A 15265-nucleotide genomic window follows, 5' to 3' on the forward strand; every position below is an offset into this window, starting at 1 on the left:
TCTCAGGAGGCGCGGTGCGGGACGCCGCTCTACGCGAAGGCGGAGATGCCCGTGATCGAGCGCCCGATGATCAACGCTTGAACCGTCTCTGTGCCTTCGTAGGTATGGATGCCCTCGATGTCGGCGAAATGCCGGGCCACGCGGTTGGCCAACAAGATCCCGTTGCCACCGAGCAAATCGCGGGCGTTCGAGGCGATGCTGCGGGCAGTGCGGGTGCACGTGAATTTCGCGAGCGCCGCCTGTGCTGGAGTCAGCACGCCCTCCTCGTCCAGCCTGGTCATCTGCATGACCATGAGCTGCATGGTGGCAAGCTCGGAGTGCATGCGGGCAAGGCGCTCCTGCACAATCTGCGAAGCGGCCAGCGGGCGGCCGAACTGCCGGCGTTGGGCGGCATACTGCACCGCCGTTTCGTAGCAGGCAGTGGCATGCCCGACGGCGGACCAAGCCACTCCGAGCCGGGTCGCCAGGAGCACCCGGGCCGTGTCCTTGAAACTCCGGGCGCCCGGGAGCACGTTTTCCGTCGGGACGAAGACATTCTCGAGGCGGATGTGTGCCTGCCAGATGGCCCGGAGTGAGAGCTTGCCGTCGATGGTCGTGGCGGAATATCCGGGCGAATCCTGCGGGACAAGGTATCCGTGAACTTGCCCATCATCACCACGGGCCCAGACGACGGTCAGGCCTCCGATCGAGCCGTTGCCGATCCATTTCTTTTCACCGTTGAGCACAAAGCCGCCCTCGACGGCCGTTGCTGTCGCCTCGAGTCCCACAGAGTCGGAGCCGTGGGCCGGCTCGGTCAGGGCGAAGGCGCCGTATTCCTCGGCCCGGGAAAGCGCGGGAAGCCAACGGGCCTGCTGCTCGGGGGAACCGCATTCGGCCACGGACCGCAATGCCAATCCGCCCTGGACCGCGACCACCGTGCCGATGGAGCCGTCCCCGCGGCTCAGTTCCATCGTGACGAGTCCGGCGGCGGTTTTGCTCATGGCCGGGAACCCGTCGACGTCGATTCCATCGCGCAGGAGGTCAAGCTCACCGAGACGCTTCACCAGGTGCAGCGGATACTCAGCGCGCTCCCAGTACCCCGCGATGACCGGGAGCACTTCGTCCTGCACAAAAGTCCGCGCACGGTTCCAGTAAGCGCGGTCTTCGCCGCTGACGTCCTTGAAAACGGAGGCAGGATCCGGGTCCAGGGATTCGTTCAGGACATATTCGGGCTCCATGGTGCCGGCCGGGAACCCAGCATCCAGTTCCTCGGAAGTGCTATCGGACATCATCGTCATGGGGAATCCTCGCTTTGGACTGCGATCTGCGACTCCCAGCATGCACTGACACTCAGTTTCATGTCAAGGAACTCGATGTCAGCGAGGGAAGAATCAAGCCAGGGCATCCCGGACCGCTTGAAGGATTTCTTCCGTGCCCGCTGCCGGATCCAGGACAGCAACCACGACGGCGGGGCGCCCACTTGCCGCGGGCGGCGCACCGACAGGCCCTCCACCAGTCTCGGCGGCTGAAGCACGAGCAAAGGTATCGGCCAAGGCACCCAATTCGCGCCCGAGCCGGGCGGCCAACCCGGGGGCCTCAGCTTCCCGCGCCTCGCGCTGCACGCTCCCGACGCGCTCCGCACCCGCCGCGCGTTCTCCGGCAGAAACCGCCCGCAGCCATTGGCGCAGGACGCTGTTGTGCACCGCGACCACCGAAGCAGCAAAGGCCACAGCCATGGCCTCCCGGCTTTCGCCTTCGGGCAACGCGGAAAGAAGATGATCCCGAAAAGCCCGCTGATAGCGATGCGTCATCACCAGTTCGCGGTCACGGAGGGCCGGCACTCGATGGAGGAGTTCGTAACGCGCCAGGGAAGTTTCCCGACTACCCACGTGGTGGTTGAAGACAAGGAGAGCCGCGTCCACGACGGCACGGAACGGATCCGCCGTCGTTCCGGATAGGAACTCCTGGACCCGCGCGAGAATACGGTCGTGATCGGCGAAAACGATGTCCTCTTTGGAACCGAACTTGCGGAAAAACGTGCTCCGGCTGATCCCGGCGGCTTCGGCGAGGTCGTCCACGGACGTCGCGTCGTAGCCCTGCCGCACCAGCAGTTCGATTGCCGCGGACACGGCGGGGCCGGGATCCGGATTGGCGGGGTAGTTGACCATAGGCGTGAATCTAACACGGCGGCGTAACCGCACGGCCCCGAGCGCGGCTAGGCTTCTGCCATGGCATTGATAGCTCCCCGCGTGACGCCTGGCTTGACCGCGGACGACGCCCGGAACCTGGCGCGCTCCCTCCAAGACAGCAACGACATCACCGTCTTCGTCGACGGCACAGTCCACCGCCTTCCGGACGAGGCGAGGGACGCCGTCGTCGACCTCCTTGGCAGGCTCGGCCGGGGCGAAGCGGTGACCGTCAGCAGCGTCGAGGAAATGCTCACGACGTCGCGGGCGGCTGAGCTCGCGGGAATATCGCACACCTACCTGCGGAACATGACCGACCGTGGCGAAATCCCGGTCGAATACCGCGGCACGCATCGCCGCATCAGGCTCGCGGACATCATGGCGTGGCTGGAAACCCAGAAGAAGACCGCCACAGCAGAAGAGGAAAGCAACAAGTAGAAAGCTAGGCGAGGGGCGCCTTCCCGCGGACGAGGACGGCCGGCCGCTCACCTGCCGGGCGCCGTGGAACGGGGCTGTTCTTCGTGGGCGGGGTCGGGCGCGTCGCCGAAGACGTCGCGGGACTCATCGCGGGGCGGAGCCGACAAAAACCGGTCACCCAGCCCGTTATCCAAATGTGACTTTGCATGCCGGCTGTTGTACCGTCGAGGGGCGACCCAGTCCCCACCGGGCCGCTTCCGGGTTGACGCCGAGCTCTGCCGCAACCCGGAATCCGCCAGACCCGCGGCAGAGACGGGGGACCCAGAGTCTCCGGGCCTATTTCTCCACAGGCCCTTGGGGTGAAGCCGCCAAGCGCGGCCGGACGGCCTCGTCCGAACCCGACAGCTAACCTCGAAGGCGTTGAGAGGCAATCACCATGTCCCCAACCATGGATCAGCCTCGCCGTGCCCAAGTGCCGAGCGAGAGCACCAAGCCAACCGGACGTCGTCGGGCCAAAGACGGCGGACCGTTCGTTGCGGCACCCGCTTCTGAACCTTTGAGTTCGACGCCGGAGCCCACCCCCGCGGCAACCCCGACGACGGCGGTGCCCACCACGCGTGCGGCCGCCCGCGCGGCCGAACGCGAGCGCGCTGCCCAAGCCAACGAAACCGCAGCGATTCCGACGGTAGCTCCTGCGACGATCGCTGCAGCGACCGCGGCCGCCGCAACAGCAGCCGCCTCGACTGCCGAGCCAGCCAAGACCGAGAGCGCAGCTACAACGGCACTCCCGGCGGCAGCCCGCGCCGGCGTCGGCCCGGCCTCGTTTACCGGCTCGTCATTCAGCCACGAACCGCACGCCGTCCTCAAGAAAGCTGCCAGCATCCGGACGATGAGCAACCGCATGGCAGTGGTTGCAGGCGCCGTAGGCATCTTGTTGACCGCCGGGTCCCTGGGCCAAGCCCTTGAGCTGCCCTTTTTCGGCCAGGAATCCCGCGCGCAGGATGCTTCCAGTACGGACAGCCAGGGTTCCGCGCCGTCCGGCGCCCCTTCCACGACGGCGAGTGCTTCCCCCAGCGCCGCAGCATCACCTTCGGCATCTACCCCAAGCGCCAAGGCCGGCCAGACCACCGCGGACCCCGCCCAACATTCGCCGCAAGGACCCGCCCCAGCCCAACCGTCGGGCGTCCCGGGACCATCGATTTCGGTCCAGGTCCCGTCCGCGATCCCGTCGGCATTGCCCCCGAGCCTCGCGCCGGTGCCCGTTCCTTCCGTTCCGGTTCCGGCCCAGCCTGCCCCTGTGCCCAGCCCGGCTCCCGGCGGGCCGACCACCCCCGCCCCGACTCCAACGCAGACTGACACGCCGTCCCCCGCGCCAACAGGTTCTTGGAGGCCACGGACCCCGGCCAGTCCCAGTCCTGCTCCCACGCCGCAACCCACCCAATCAGGCGTTGATCTTGGGTCGATTTTGGATGCTGCAACCGGGGTCCTGCAATGAGGATGGGACAGCATCGAACACCTGCCGTCGAGTGGCATGGGCGATGCTGCCAAAGCAACCGTACGCAGATGCTTCAGTACCGCCCGGACCGCTGGCGCTGCAGCATTCAGTCGAGGCAGTTCAACAAGTAGGCCAGGGCGGCTTCGGGCCTAGCGGCGTCAAATCCGCGGACGGCCCGCCCAACGGCGCGCTTTGAGCGCTGCGTGGAGTTCGAGCCGGGTGGCACCATTCAGCGGATCGGCGCCGATGAGCTGGCGAACCCTCGCCAGCCGGTTGTAGATGCTGCTGCGGTGCAAGTGGAGCTTCGCGGCCACGTCCTGCACAGAGCCGTCGCTGTCGTAGAGCAGTTCGAGCACGGGCAGGAGCTCTCCGTTTCGATCGGCATCCTCGACCTCTTGGAAATGTGCCGAGCCCGAATCGTCCCAGCCACCGGGCGCCTGAAGCCGTTCGAACAATTGGTAGATACCGGCCGAACTGCTGTCCACCAGCTCGCCCAGCGGAGGGTCGACGGCGGCAGCCTGGGCCGCGAGCTTCGACTGCCGGTAGGCCCTGCCCAGCTGGCGGATGACTGAAAACGGCTCGCTGATGCCCAGAATGACGCGGTCCACTTTCCGGCCGGCGCGCTTGGCGAGTTCCAGCTGATAGTGGACCAGGACCTGGGCGTGTTCTGCCCGCCCGCCGGTTTCGCGGAACAACAGGACCGAGTGAGTCTCGGTGCCGGCGCTGAATAGCACGGAATCGACCCCGATAGTAGCCTGCAGCGCGGCGGAACGGTGCGTCAGGGTCGCCGCGATTGGATCCGAGACCCCTCCACTGTCCGCCGCGTCGAGGACGGTGACCAGCTGCCATGGTCCCCTGCCCTGGATTTCCTTCCATCCCGCCACGGCGGCCACCGCGTTGGACTCGCCCTGGCATGCGGCGAGGAATTCCTGCTCACGTCGACGCCGGAACTCCGACTCGGCCGTGTTGGAATCGAGCAGCAACCCGGCGAGGAGGTCCAACTCGTCCCGGACGCCCGGCAATTCGGCGAGTATCGCCGTCGCGGTCTGCTCGTCAAGATCCTGCTGGACCCAGAGGTACCCGACGCGGAATCCGCGCACCAGCAGCGGGACGCAGACGCGCCCCACCATCCCGAGGTCCGCATTGGCGGGCACGACGACGGGACGCACTGCGGTAGCGATGCCGTGCGAGAGCTGCCAGGCACTGACGTCCACCGGGACACGCTTGCTCAGGAGGAAGTTCACGCGCACCCGGTCGGCGTGGGACTGGTTGGAGCTGTAGGCGAGCAACACGCCGTCGAGGTCCTCCAGGGAGAGGCCGCGGCCCAACTTGAGTGCGACATCCTCGACGATTTTCTCCACGTCTTGTTGCATGGAGAAAACACTACTTTGCCGGACGAACATCAGGCGACACCTGACGCTCTCAATATCGACAAATGTCGAGCCGCGAGCGGTAAAAACCCCGGAATTCCGGGGAAGCCAGCATCCGTGACGATCGCCTTTGCTGTCGCCTGGCTCACAGCGGATTTATTCTGGAATCACAGTCCCCCGCAGCGAAAAAGGCCGTCGAAGCCTTTCGAAGATGGAGCCCAAAATGATCATCGGTGTCCCCAAAGAGATCAAGAACAACGAATTCCGCGTTGCCATCACGGCCGCGGGCGTTCACGAATTCCGCACCCACGGCCACACCGTGCTGGTGGAACGGGGAGCAGGCCTGGGCTCCGGTATCACGGATGAGGAATACGCGGTTGCCGGCGCGGAGATCGTGGCCGAAGCCGACGACGTCTGGGCACGCGCCGACATGGTCATGAAGGTCAAGGAACCCATCAGCGCCGAGTACCACCGCTTCCGCAAGGGCCTGATCCTCTTCACCTACCTGCACCTGGCCGCAGAGCCCGAGCTGACCCAGGAACTCATCAACTCCGGCGTCACGGCCATCGCTTACGAAACCGTCCAGGACGGCCGCGCTCTGCCCTTGCTGGCACCGATGTCCGAGGTCGCAGGCCGCCTGTCGGTCGTCGTCGGCGCTTCCTCCCTCATGGCTCCAGCCGGTGGCAAGGGCGTGTTGCTGGGTGGCGTCCCGGGCGTCCGTCCGGCCAAGGTCGTTGTCCTCGGCGCCGGTGTTGCCGGTACCAATGCTGCCGCGATGGCTCTTGGCTTGGGCGCCGAGGTCACCATCCTCGACATCAACATCAACCGCCTCCGCGAACTGGATGCCCTCTACCAGGGCCGCCTGAAGACGGTCGCATCCAACGCGTACGAGATCGAGAAGTCAGTGGTTGACGCCGACCTCGTCATCGGTTCCGTGCTGATCCCGGGCGCCAAGGCCCCCAAGCTGGTCACCAACGAGCTGGTTTCCCGCATGAAGGCCGGCTCCGTGCTAGTGGACATCGCGGTGGACCAGGGCGGCTGCTTCGAGGACACGCACCCCACCACGCACCAGGAACCCACGTACAAGGTCCACAACACGATCTTCTACTGCGTCGCCAACATGCCCGGCGCCGTTCCGAACACCTCCACCTACGCCCTGACCAACGTCACCCTGCGCTACGCAGTGTCGCTGGCCAACCTGGGCGTCAGGGCCGCATTCGACCGCGACCCTGCCCTGGCCGCCGGCCTCAACATCGCGGGAGGCCACGTGGCTCACCACTCGGTTTCCGAGGCGCACAACCTGCCCCTCGTCGCCGACTGGCACAACCTGGTCTCGGCATAGTTTCTCTCCGCCTCCAAGGGGCGGCTTAACGGGCCCGACGGCGGGGTGCGGCTTCCATGGGAAGCGGCACCCCGCCGTTGTAGTTTTTGTGGAGACGGACGAATATCGGCTTCATCCAAGCCTGGTTAGCCACAAGCGCGCCGGGCTGTTGGAGCCATGGCCGGACCCAACGGTAGCGACCGAGACCGTATGGTTCCCCTTGCCTGACGGGACCGATAATGTGACCTACTGGGAAGGACGGAACGGACGGCTTGAGTCCGCTAGCCCAGGAGTTCGCAGCCATGGGTTGCCTCATCGACGTTCTTTCGCCCCATTTGACGCCGTTGTCCTGCGCTCCGGAAGATCAAGAAGGGATGCAGCTAACGTCGGTGGCACTTTCTTTGCCCTTCCCAAAAATTTTCAAAATTTTTTCGGTTCTTTCGCTTGGACGGGTCTTTTCGGCCCAAAATGTCGTAGGTCCCTGCGAGGCTTTTCTTATGGTCGGTATTCGGGGAACGCAGCTGATCGGATCGGGTGCGCCTTCGGGCGGTGCGGGTCCGGAGGCTGCCGTGCCGGGCGTCCGCGTGCACGAGCTGATCGGCGCCGTTGCTTCGCTTCGGCCAGGTTCCGACCGCGCCGAATTGATCAACCAGTTGCGTGCCCTGGAAGACTTGAAGTCCGCGGCAGCGGCCGCGCAGGCCAGGATCGCGGTGGCGTTCGATGCCGTCCAGCGCAGCGCCGACGCCGCGGCCGGGGTCCCGGCCGACGAACGCGGACGCGGCGTCGCAGCCCAGGTGGCTTTGGCCCGGCGGGAATCCCCCGCCAAAGGACCCCGGCTCCTCGGACTCGCGAACGCGCTGGTCACCGAAATGCCACGCACCCTCGCCGCCCTCGACACCGGGCAGTTGAACGAATGGCGCGCCACCCTGCTCGTGAAGGAAACGGCCTGCCTGTCCGCCGAAGACCGCTGCGCCGTGGACGACGAACTCGCCGCCGACACCGGCACCTTCGACGGCGCCGGAGACAAAGCCATCCTCGCGGCCGCCCGGGCCGCGGCCTACCGGCGGGACCCCCGCACCGTCACCCAACGCGCCAGCCACGCCGCCACCGAACGGCACGTCAGCCTCCGCCCGGCACCGGACACCATGACCTACCTGACCGCGCTGCTTCCCGTCGCCCAAGGAGTGGCCGTGCACGCTGCCCTGTCCCGGCACGCCGACACCCTCCGCAACGCCGGAGAGGACACCCGCACCCGGGGACAGATCATGGCCGACACCTTGGTCGAACGCACCACCGGCACCCCCGCAGGGATCAGCGGGGTCGAGGTCCAGCTCGTCATGACCGACCGCACCCTCTTCCAAAGCGACGCCGAACCAGCCCGGCTCCCCGGCTACGGCATCGTCCCCGCCGGCTGGGCACGGAAACTCCTCAACGACAGCAGCGGCCATGGAACGTCCGCTCCAGGTCAGACCGAGGACGGCCAAACAGGTCCCGGCCACAATCACGAATTGAAGGTCTGGCTCCGGCGCCTCTACATCGCACCCGCAACCGGGGAACTGGTCGGCGTCGACTCCCGCGCCCGGCTCTTCCCGCCCGGGCTGCGGCGCTTCATCCAGGCCCGCGACGACACCTGCCGCACCCCCTACTGCGACGCACCCATCAGACACATCGACCACATCATCCCCTGGCACCACGGCGGCACCACCAACCTGACCAACGGGGCAGGACTCTGCGAAGCCTGCAACCACACCAAAGAACTCAACGGCTGGACAGCAACAACCGGTATCGGGAAGCGGCATGTCCTCGACATCCGCACCCCCACCGGTCATACCTACCAATCAACAGCCCCGCCCCTGCCAGGAATCGGGATACAAGGCACAAACCCTCCGCATTCCGGACGCCACCGACGCCGGCTACGACACCAAGCAAAGGCACTGAAGTACGCCCACGTCACCGAACTAAACGCCCCTGAGCGGCTCAGGCGCGCGGGGAGTGTCTGAATAACGGTGGATTCAGGGTTGGCCTGACACGCCGGGCAGCGTGCCTGGCGGGGAGGACTGACTGTGAGCGAAACACTGGATCCCATGGCGACTGATGTGGATCAGCACGAGTTGGCGCAGCAGCTTCTGGCCCAGGCCAAGGAGCAGGGAATTGAGCTCGTCGGACCCGACGGGCTGTTGAACCGACTAACGAAAAACGTCCTTGAAACCGCCCTGGAGGCGGAGATGGAGGACCACCTGGGTTACGAGAAGCACGATGTAGCCGGGCGCGGGAGCGGAAATTCCCGCAACGGCACACGCACGAAGACGGTGCTGACGGAGATCGGGCCGGTAGAGATCGATGTGCCGAGGGACACCGGTTCGACGTTCGAGCCGCAGATCATCAAGAAACGGCAGCGGCGCCTGACCGGGGTGGACGAGATCGTGTTGTCGCTGAGCGCGAAGGGGCTCACGACCGGGGAAATCGCCGCCCACTTCGATGATGTCTACGGCGCGAGAGTTTCGAAGGACACGATCTCCCGGATCACTGAAAAGGTCATTGCCGAGATGGTCGAGTGGCAGAACCGGCCCCTGGACCGGGTCTACCCGGTGGTGTTCATTGACGCGATTCACGTCAAGATCCGCGACGGGCAGGTCACGAACCGCCCGGTCTATGTCGCGATCGGGGTGAGCACCGGCGGTGAGCGGGACATCCTGGGCCTGTGGGCAGGCGACGGCGGGGAAGGCGCCAAGTTCTGGCTCTCCGTGCTGACTGAGATCAAGAACCGGGGCGTAGAGGATGTCTGCATCAGCGTCTGCGACGGGCTCAAAGGCCTGCCCGAGGCCATCAACACCGTCTGGGAGCGGGCCGTGGTCCAGACCTGCATTGTCCATCTGATCCGCAACACCTTCCGCTTCGCGGCCCGGCAGTACCGGGACGAAGTGGCACGTGACCTGCGCCCGGTCTACACGGCACCGTCCGAGGCCGCAGCCAAGGAACGTTTCGTGGAGTTCTCCGCCAAATGGGGTCGGCAGTACCCGGCGATCACCCGGCTGTGGGAGAACACGTGGAGTGAATTCGTGCCGTTCCTGGACTATGACGTCGAAATCCGGCGGGTCATTTGCAGCACGAACGCGATCGAATCGCTCAACGCCCGCTACCGGCGCGCGGTCCGGGCCAGAGGTCACTTCCCGACGGAGCAGGCAGCCCTGAAGTGCCTTTACCTGGCAACCCGGGCACTGGACCCGGCCGGCAAAGGCAGGGCACGATGGGCCATGCGATGGAAGCCGGCCCTCAACGCCTTCGCCATCACCTTCGAAGGAAGAATCAACTAAATGCCAATCCCGAATCCACCGTTAAACGGACAGTCCCGGCGCGCGCGCCGCCGGCTACGGCTTGACCGGGTTGCCCGGGAGGATCTCGGAGGGAACGGGCTGAGGCAACGGCAGCGTCGGCGATGGGACCACCGGCGTCGGGATCGTGATGGGTCCGGAGCGGCCTTTGGCGACGTCTTGCAGTCCCTTGCGCGGATCCGAGTCGGACCCTGAAGCGATATGGCTGGGAGTCGCGCGTGGCGATGGATGCGTGTTGTTGCCTTGTACATCAGGGCTGGACGACTCCGGGGAAGGCGACGCAGGATTGCCCGCCCCCCGGGTAGGCACAGGACCTGGCTCCGGGCGCGTTCCCTGCTGTTGCGGAGCGTTCCCGCCCGATCCAGGGGTGAGCTGGGCGACGACCGACCCCACCACGGCGCCCAAGTGTTCAATCGTTCCTGGAATGCCGCCCTCGGACGCAGCCGCGGCGGTAGCCCCGGCGGCGAGGGAAGCCGCAACGGCAACGGCGGCGAAGGTCAAACGGCCCTTTTTGCGGCGACGAGCGGCCAGTTCATCTACAGGAGCAGCCGCGGCGCCGGAAGCCGTCTCTCCAGAGGTAACGGCCTCGGCCGCCCCGGCATCGGAGACAGGCATGATCGCCACGCGGCCGGGAGCCATCAAGGCTTGCACAGCTGCCGATGGCTGCGGCCGGGTGCTCGCCAGGGCGCGCAGTTCCAGCAGCTCTGTCCGGATCTCGTATGCTTCGTCGAGCCCGGCTTCAGCGAGCAGGCGGTCAACGCCTTGCTCCCCGAAGGATGCGGATTTTTCGCTCATGATGTGCCATTCCTTAGTAGTGCACGTTCTCTTAGTGCACTCAATGCCCTGCGCTGCAACTGCTTCACGGCTCCTTGGGACTTGCCCATGATGGCCGCTGTTTCTTCCAACGACAGGTCGGCAACGACCCGTAGTGCAAGGACCTCCCGGTAGTCGGGGTTGAGGTCGGCCAGGAGCTCCGTCACTCCCAGGCCTTCCCCGTGCCCGAATGCCTGGTCCTCGGCCGAAGGCGCGCTTCGCGCATCCAGGTCGGCTTCATACGGGGCGGAATCAGGTGTGCGTTCACGCTTGCGGTAGTGATCCACCATTCGCGCGTGCGCTATGGAGAAGAGCAAGGTCCTGGCCCCCTGGAGTCCTCCTCGGAGGGAATCCAGTTTGGGATAGAGAGCCAGGAACACGTCCTGGGTAACTGCTTCCGGATCGTCTACGCCGCGGGCGCGCAGGTATCCAAATACCGGTCCGGAAAACTCGTTGTAGGCAGCCGTGAAGAGCAGTGCGGGATCTTCTTCATCCGCCTGCAAGTATTCATCAGCCAAAGGGTCAAGCACCCGCGACCCCTCCATCCCACGCAGCGGGGTCATCGTCCCTGGCCTGGGAAACGACCACCGCCGCAGTCTGTTGCGTCGCGGGGCTCCTTGTCATTTAGCCAAGGAGCCCCGCCGTTCAAGCGTAGCCGCAGTGTTACGGGCTGACAGAATCGGACGGCACGTGCACCGGTGCGGTCGGAACGTGGGACGGCACAGCCGGGACGGCCGGTACAGCGGGGACGGCCGGTGCAGACGGAACTGCGGGAACAGCAGGCACAGCAGGCAATGCGGCGTTTCCATTTGCGTCGACCTTGGCGGAAGCGGATCCGTCAGCCTTCAAGCCGGCAGCCTTGCCTTCGCTCACCACAGTGGCGCAGTGTGCGTTGACGTTGGCCTCTCCGCCAGCTGCAACGACGAGTGACGAGTAGCCAGGCACCTTGGTGTCGGCCTTCACGCCGCCGTTGAGGAGAGCGGTGCAAAGACCGAACGCGTCCGGCGAGGTGGCCTTGGCAGACGCAGCTGCTGCGGCAGCCTTGGACTTTGCATCATCGACGGCGTCCGTGGCCTTGGACTTGGCGTCGGCAGCAGCGTCAGTGGCCTTGGACGTTGCCATCTGTGACGCGTCGGCCGTCTTGGACTCTGCGGAATCGGCTGCTTTTGACGCGGTCGGAGCCGGGGCTCCGAGCAGCTCGTGGGCGCTCTTCTGCATATCGTTGGGAAGCGCTCCGTTGAAGGCTGCGACGCCGGTTCCGCCAACCGCTACAGCTCCGGCGGCAAGGACGCCGGCGGCGATTTTGCTGGTGGCAAGGACAGTGAACAAGGACATGAAACCCTCCGACAAACGTTTTGGGACTGCTCCGGCAGCGGTCGTGTCGCTACTGGATGATCAGTGCGGACGTTGCCCACACTCCCCTTACATCGCTGACGGTCCCGGCGAGGTTACGCCCGATTCAAAAAAACTTTCAGGCCAGTGTCCTGGCCTGCTCAATCAGCTTGAGTACCTCGACTGGGCCAGCCGGATCCACGGGGAGCGGCAAGGCGGAGGCGGCACCGCCGTCGGCGATCTTCTCCCCAAGGATCCGGTAGAACTCCTGGTAGGCGCCGCGCTCGGTGGGTACCGTGCTCCGCACGCCGTCGATTTCCAGGGTTCCGTAGTGGTGCGGATCGTCGACGCCGTAGGCGCCGTCCGTGGGCCGGCCGCCCGACACGATGAACGGTTCCTGCGGATCGATCCCGAACTTCACGAAGCCGCCCTTGCTGCCCAGGACGCGGAAGCGCGGAGCGTGAAGCTGGCTGTTGACGTTCATGGCGACGTGGCTGATCACGCCGGAAGCATGCTTGAGGACCAGGAAGACGTCGTCATCGGCTTTTTCCTGAGGCCTTCGGGCCAGGATTTCGGCATGGATGACTTCAGCAGGCCCGAACATCTGCACAGCCAGGTCCAGCAGGTGGGTTCCGAGGTCGAAGAGCAGCCCACCACCGTCGTCGGCTGTGGCACCAGCCTTCCACGCCTTGCTGATTTCGGGCGCCCAACGCTCCATCGAAGCTTCGCAGCGCATCACCTCGCCCAGCGTCCCGGCGTCGAGCAGCTTCTTCACGGTGAGGGCGTCGCCGTCCCAGCGGCGGTTTTGATAGACAGTAAGCACGCGGCCCAGCCGCGCGGCCAGCTCGATCAGCTCGTGCCCTTGCGTGCTGGTCACGGCAAACGGCTTGTCCACGACGACGTCGAGCCCGGCTTCCAGCGCGGCCTTCGCGAGCGGATGATGGGTCGCGGGCGGAGTGCCGAGCACCACGAGGTCCAGTTCGCCGGCGAGCGCCAAGACGTCCTCCGGGCCGTTCACGATCCTCGTGCCGGGATGCCGCTCCTGGGCTTTGGCCTGACGGCCCGCGTCCGAAGTCGCGATCACCTCGAGCGAATACGCGGGATTGGCCGCGATGAACGGCGCGTGGAAGACGCTGCCGGAAAGGCCATAGCCGACGACGGCGGTGCGGATCGGTGTGAGGGTCATGCCGCTACGCTACCGGGCCAAGGTAGTCGGGCGAAGGTTATGTCAGCAGTCTTTCAGCAGGCGCGTGACGAGTTCCCGCCACGATGCCGCCAGTCGCTCCGCCGGGACTCCATGCGCGCGGAGGGCGTGGAGGATCCGCTCAGGATCGAGGGTGGCGCCGAGCGAAAGAGCCAGAAGCCAAGGATCGCGGTCCAGGCCCGCTTCCCTCAGCAGCATCTCGATGTGCCGGTGCCACAACACGACCGGCGGCGCGTCGTGCCGGTTTTGCGGGGAATGCTCGGCCGCGGCACGGGCCAGCTCTCCGTATTCTTCGACATACTTGATGCGCGCTTCGCCGAAGGCAATGAGGCGTTCACATGGGGGCGCTCCGGGGCCGAGCGGCGGTGGACCGAAGATGAACTCGCGCTGGAATTCCGCTTCGGCGTCGCTCAGGAGGGTCATCATGAGTCCCGCGCGGCTGCCGAACCGGCGGAAGACCGTTCCCTTCCCGACGTCGGCCCGGCACGCGAGCATGTCCATCGTGACGGCATCCACTCCATGTTCGGCCACTAGGTCCCTGGCAGCTCGAAGGAGCCGTTCGCGGTTACGCGCGGCGTCACTGCGCTCCGGCTGTGTCCCGAAAGGCGAACCGGGCCGGATGGGGATGAGGCTCACAAAAACATTCTAGCCTTGGGAATATTAAGCGGACCGCAGTCCGTTTAGAATCTACGAAGGCAGCAAAAGCCTCCACAACCGAGCGCCTGCGGCACCGTCCGCGGCCAGACCCAAGGAGTTCCCATGTCCAAGAACACCGTTCTCGCCCTTGTTGGCAGCCTCCGCGCCGATTCCCATAACCGCAAGCTCGCCGAAGCCATCCAGCTCAACGCCCCCGAAAACGTCGAAGTACAGATCCACGGCTCCCTCGGCAACATCCCGTTCTACAACGAAGACATCGACGTCGAAGGCCAGGTTCCCGCCGAAGCCGCGGCCCTCCGCGCTGCGGCTGCCGAAGCTGACGCGATCCTCTTGGTCACGCCGGAACACAACGGCACCATGCCGGCATCGCTCAAGAACGCCATCGACTGGCTGTCCCGCCCATTCGGCGCCGGTGCGCTGGCAGGCAAGCCCACCGCCGTCGTCGGCACCGCGTTCGGCCAGTTCGGCGGCGTCTGGGCGCAGGACGAGGCCCGCAAGGCAGCCGGCATCGCCGGCGCCAAGGTCCTCGAAGACGTCAAGCTTGCCGTTCCCGGCTCCATGATCCGCTTCGCTGAACTGCACCCGAAGGACGACGCCGAAGTTGTCGAGCAGATCAAGGCCATCTTCGAGCCGCTGACCGCCGTCCAGGAAGAAGTGGCAGCCTAGTCCTCCGATATCCCAAGAATGCCCCGTCCCGCCGTTGATGCGTGGGCGGGGGCATTCTTTGTCGATACGATGTCGGCATGGCCGATTACAACCGCCATGCCGAGGTCGACGCCTACCTTGAGGCCCTCCCGGATTGGCAACGCGACATTGCCGAGCAACTACGGGACCTCATCCATGAAGCCGAGCCCGGCATCGTCGAAACGATCAAGCGTCGCACCCGGCCTTATTTCGTCCTCGACGGCAACGTTTGCGCGCTGCTGGCAGCCAAGGACCACGTCAACCTGTTCCTGTACGACGGCGCAATCGTCCCCGACCCGGACAACATCATCACCTCGGGACACGACAACAAGACCGCCCGGATGATCACCTTCCACCGGCACGAGCCGATTCCGCGTGCGCCCCTCATCACCATGCTGCGGCAGATCGCGGCGAACAACCGCACAGGTGGCTGGAGAAAGATCAAGGGAACGGACTAGCTGGAACGGCTTCGCCA

At 65.6% G+C, this 15265-nt stretch carries 15 protein-coding genes and 1 riboswitch; of the genes, 6 read left to right on the forward strand and 9 right to left on the reverse strand.

Annotated features, from left to right (window positions below; translation table 11 throughout):
* Positions 1-29: 29 nt before the first annotated feature.
* Positions 30-1271 carry an acyl-CoA dehydrogenase family protein gene (locus KNN17_RS14425; RefSeq protein WP_372489685.1) on the reverse strand — a complete coding sequence of 414 codons (1242 nt, stop codon included), beginning with the start codon at positions 1269-1271 and terminating at the stop codon, positions 30-32.
* Between the two features lie 99 nt (positions 1272-1370).
* Complete coding sequence (locus KNN17_RS14430) at positions 1371-2147, reverse strand: TetR/AcrR family transcriptional regulator (RefSeq protein ID WP_241709720.1); 777 nt, start codon at positions 2145-2147, stop codon at positions 1371-1373.
* 60 nt (positions 2148-2207) lie between these two features.
* Here KNN17_RS14430 and KNN17_RS14435 point away from each other — a divergent pair, with 60 nt between their 5' ends.
* Complete coding sequence (locus KNN17_RS14435) at positions 2208-2603, forward strand: helix-turn-helix domain-containing protein (RefSeq protein ID WP_241709721.1); 396 nt, start codon at positions 2208-2210, stop codon at positions 2601-2603.
* 262 nt (positions 2604-2865) lie between these two features.
* Positions 2866-3016, forward strand: a riboswitch (cyclic di-AMP (ydaO/yuaA leader).
* Between the two features lie 19 nt (positions 3017-3035).
* On the opposite strand, the gene KNN17_RS14440 is transcribed toward KNN17_RS14435, so the two are convergent.
* Together KNN17_RS14440 and KNN17_RS14445 are read right to left on the reverse strand one after the other, a co-directional pair.
* Positions 3036-4007 carry a hypothetical protein gene (locus KNN17_RS14440; protein WP_241709722.1) on the reverse strand — a complete coding sequence of 324 codons (972 nt, stop codon included), beginning with the start codon at positions 4005-4007 and terminating at the stop codon, positions 3036-3038.
* Between the two features lie 228 nt (positions 4008-4235).
* The gene (locus tag KNN17_RS14445) at positions 4236-5450 is read right to left on the reverse strand and encodes a PucR family transcriptional regulator (RefSeq protein WP_241709723.1); all 1215 of its coding nucleotides are present in this window, start codon (positions 5448-5450) and stop codon (positions 4236-4238) included.
* Positions 5451-5670: 220 nt separating this feature from the next.
* On the opposite strand from KNN17_RS14445, the gene ald reads away from it, so the two are divergent.
* The 3 genes from ald (at position 5671) to KNN17_RS14460 (ending at position 10082) form a co-directional block, all read left to right on the forward strand.
* Entirely contained in the window at positions 5671-6789 is a 1119-nt protein-coding gene (gene ald, locus KNN17_RS14450; protein WP_241709724.1) for an alanine dehydrogenase, read from the forward strand.
* 476 nt (positions 6790-7265) lie between these two features.
* Positions 7266-8768, forward strand: a complete 1503-nt coding sequence (locus KNN17_RS14455) for an HNH endonuclease (protein WP_241709725.1) — start codon at positions 7266-7268, stop codon at positions 8766-8768.
* A gap of 84 nt (positions 8769-8852) precedes the next feature.
* On the forward strand, positions 8853-10082 hold the full coding sequence (locus tag KNN17_RS14460; RefSeq protein WP_241709780.1) for an IS256 family transposase: 1230 nt from the start codon (positions 8853-8855) through the stop codon (positions 10080-10082).
* 54 nt (positions 10083-10136) lie between these two features.
* On the opposite strand, the gene KNN17_RS14465 is transcribed toward KNN17_RS14460, so the two are convergent.
* The 5 genes from KNN17_RS14465 to KNN17_RS14485 all read right to left on the reverse strand — a co-directional run bounded on the left by KNN17_RS14465 (position 10137) and on the right by KNN17_RS14485 (position 14085).
* Positions 10137-10895, reverse strand: coding sequence for a hypothetical protein (locus KNN17_RS14465; protein ID WP_241709726.1), 759 nt, complete (start codon positions 10893-10895; stop codon positions 10137-10139).
* Complete coding sequence (locus KNN17_RS14470) at positions 10892-11443, reverse strand: RNA polymerase sigma factor (RefSeq protein WP_241709781.1); 552 nt, start codon at positions 11441-11443, stop codon at positions 10892-10894. Before KNN17_RS14470 ends, KNN17_RS14465 begins: the two co-directional genes overlap by 4 nt.
* Before the next feature lie 133 nt (positions 11444-11576).
* Positions 11577-12248 carry a hypothetical protein gene (locus tag KNN17_RS14475; protein ID WP_241709727.1) on the reverse strand — a complete coding sequence of 224 codons (672 nt, stop codon included), beginning with the start codon at positions 12246-12248 and terminating at the stop codon, positions 11577-11579.
* 136 nt (positions 12249-12384) lie between these two features.
* Complete coding sequence (locus KNN17_RS14480) at positions 12385-13431, reverse strand: Gfo/Idh/MocA family protein (RefSeq protein ID WP_241709728.1); 1047 nt, start codon at positions 13429-13431, stop codon at positions 12385-12387.
* Between the two features lie 42 nt (positions 13432-13473).
* Positions 13474-14085: a TetR/AcrR family transcriptional regulator gene (locus KNN17_RS14485; RefSeq protein ID WP_241709729.1), complete on the reverse strand. Its 612-nt coding sequence runs from the start codon at positions 14083-14085 to the stop codon at positions 13474-13476.
* Positions 14086-14208: 123 nt separating this feature from the next.
* On the opposite strand from KNN17_RS14485, the gene KNN17_RS14490 reads away from it, so the two are divergent.
* Positions 14209-14772, forward strand: coding sequence for an NAD(P)H-dependent oxidoreductase (locus KNN17_RS14490; protein ID WP_078107237.1), 564 nt, complete (start codon positions 14209-14211; stop codon positions 14770-14772).
* 77 nt (positions 14773-14849) lie between these two features.
* Complete coding sequence (locus KNN17_RS14495; RefSeq protein ID WP_241709730.1) at positions 14850-15248, forward strand: DUF1801 domain-containing protein; 399 nt, start codon at positions 14850-14852, stop codon at positions 15246-15248.
* The last annotated feature ends 17 nt before the right edge of the window (positions 15249-15265 follow it).

Origin of the sequence: Arthrobacter bambusae (assembly GCF_022606295.1) — a bacterium.
GTDB lineage: Bacteria > Actinomycetota > Actinomycetes > Actinomycetales > Micrococcaceae > Arthrobacter > Arthrobacter bambusae_A.

What these genes read in the sequence shown, in the direction of transcription:
- KNN17_RS14425 (WP_372489685.1), bottom strand. Translation starts at nt 1,271, where the DNA reads ATGATGTCCGATAGCACTTCCGAGGAACTGGATGCTGGGTTCCCGGCC.
- KNN17_RS14430 (WP_241709720.1), bottom strand. Translation starts at nt 2,147, where the DNA reads ATGGTCAACTACCCCGCCAATCCGGATCCCGGCCCCGCCGTGTCCGCG.
- KNN17_RS14435 (WP_241709721.1), top strand. Translation starts at nt 2,208, where the DNA reads ATGGCATTGATAGCTCCCCGCGTGACGCCTGGCTTGACCGCGGACGAC.
- KNN17_RS14445 (WP_241709723.1), bottom strand. Translation starts at nt 5,450, where the DNA reads ATGCAACAAGACGTGGAGAAAATCGTCGAGGATGTCGCACTCAAGTTG.
- ald (WP_241709724.1), top strand. Translation starts at nt 5,671, where the DNA reads ATGATCATCGGTGTCCCCAAAGAGATCAAGAACAACGAATTCCGCGTT.
- KNN17_RS14455 (WP_241709725.1), top strand. Translation starts at nt 7,266, where the DNA reads ATGGTCGGTATTCGGGGAACGCAGCTGATCGGATCGGGTGCGCCTTCG.
- KNN17_RS14460 (WP_241709780.1), top strand. Translation starts at nt 8,853, where the DNA reads ATGGCGACTGATGTGGATCAGCACGAGTTGGCGCAGCAGCTTCTGGCC.
- KNN17_RS14465 (WP_241709726.1), bottom strand. Translation starts at nt 10,895, where the DNA reads ATGAGCGAAAAATCCGCATCCTTCGGGGAGCAAGGCGTTGACCGCCTG.
- KNN17_RS14475 (WP_241709727.1), bottom strand. Translation starts at nt 12,248, where the DNA reads ATGTCCTTGTTCACTGTCCTTGCCACCAGCAAAATCGCCGCCGGCGTC.
- KNN17_RS14480 (WP_241709728.1), bottom strand. Translation starts at nt 13,431, where the DNA reads ATGACCCTCACACCGATCCGCACCGCCGTCGTCGGCTATGGCCTTTCC.
- KNN17_RS14490 (WP_078107237.1), top strand. Translation starts at nt 14,209, where the DNA reads ATGTCCAAGAACACCGTTCTCGCCCTTGTTGGCAGCCTCCGCGCCGAT.
- KNN17_RS14495 (WP_241709730.1), top strand. Translation starts at nt 14,850, where the DNA reads ATGGCCGATTACAACCGCCATGCCGAGGTCGACGCCTACCTTGAGGCC.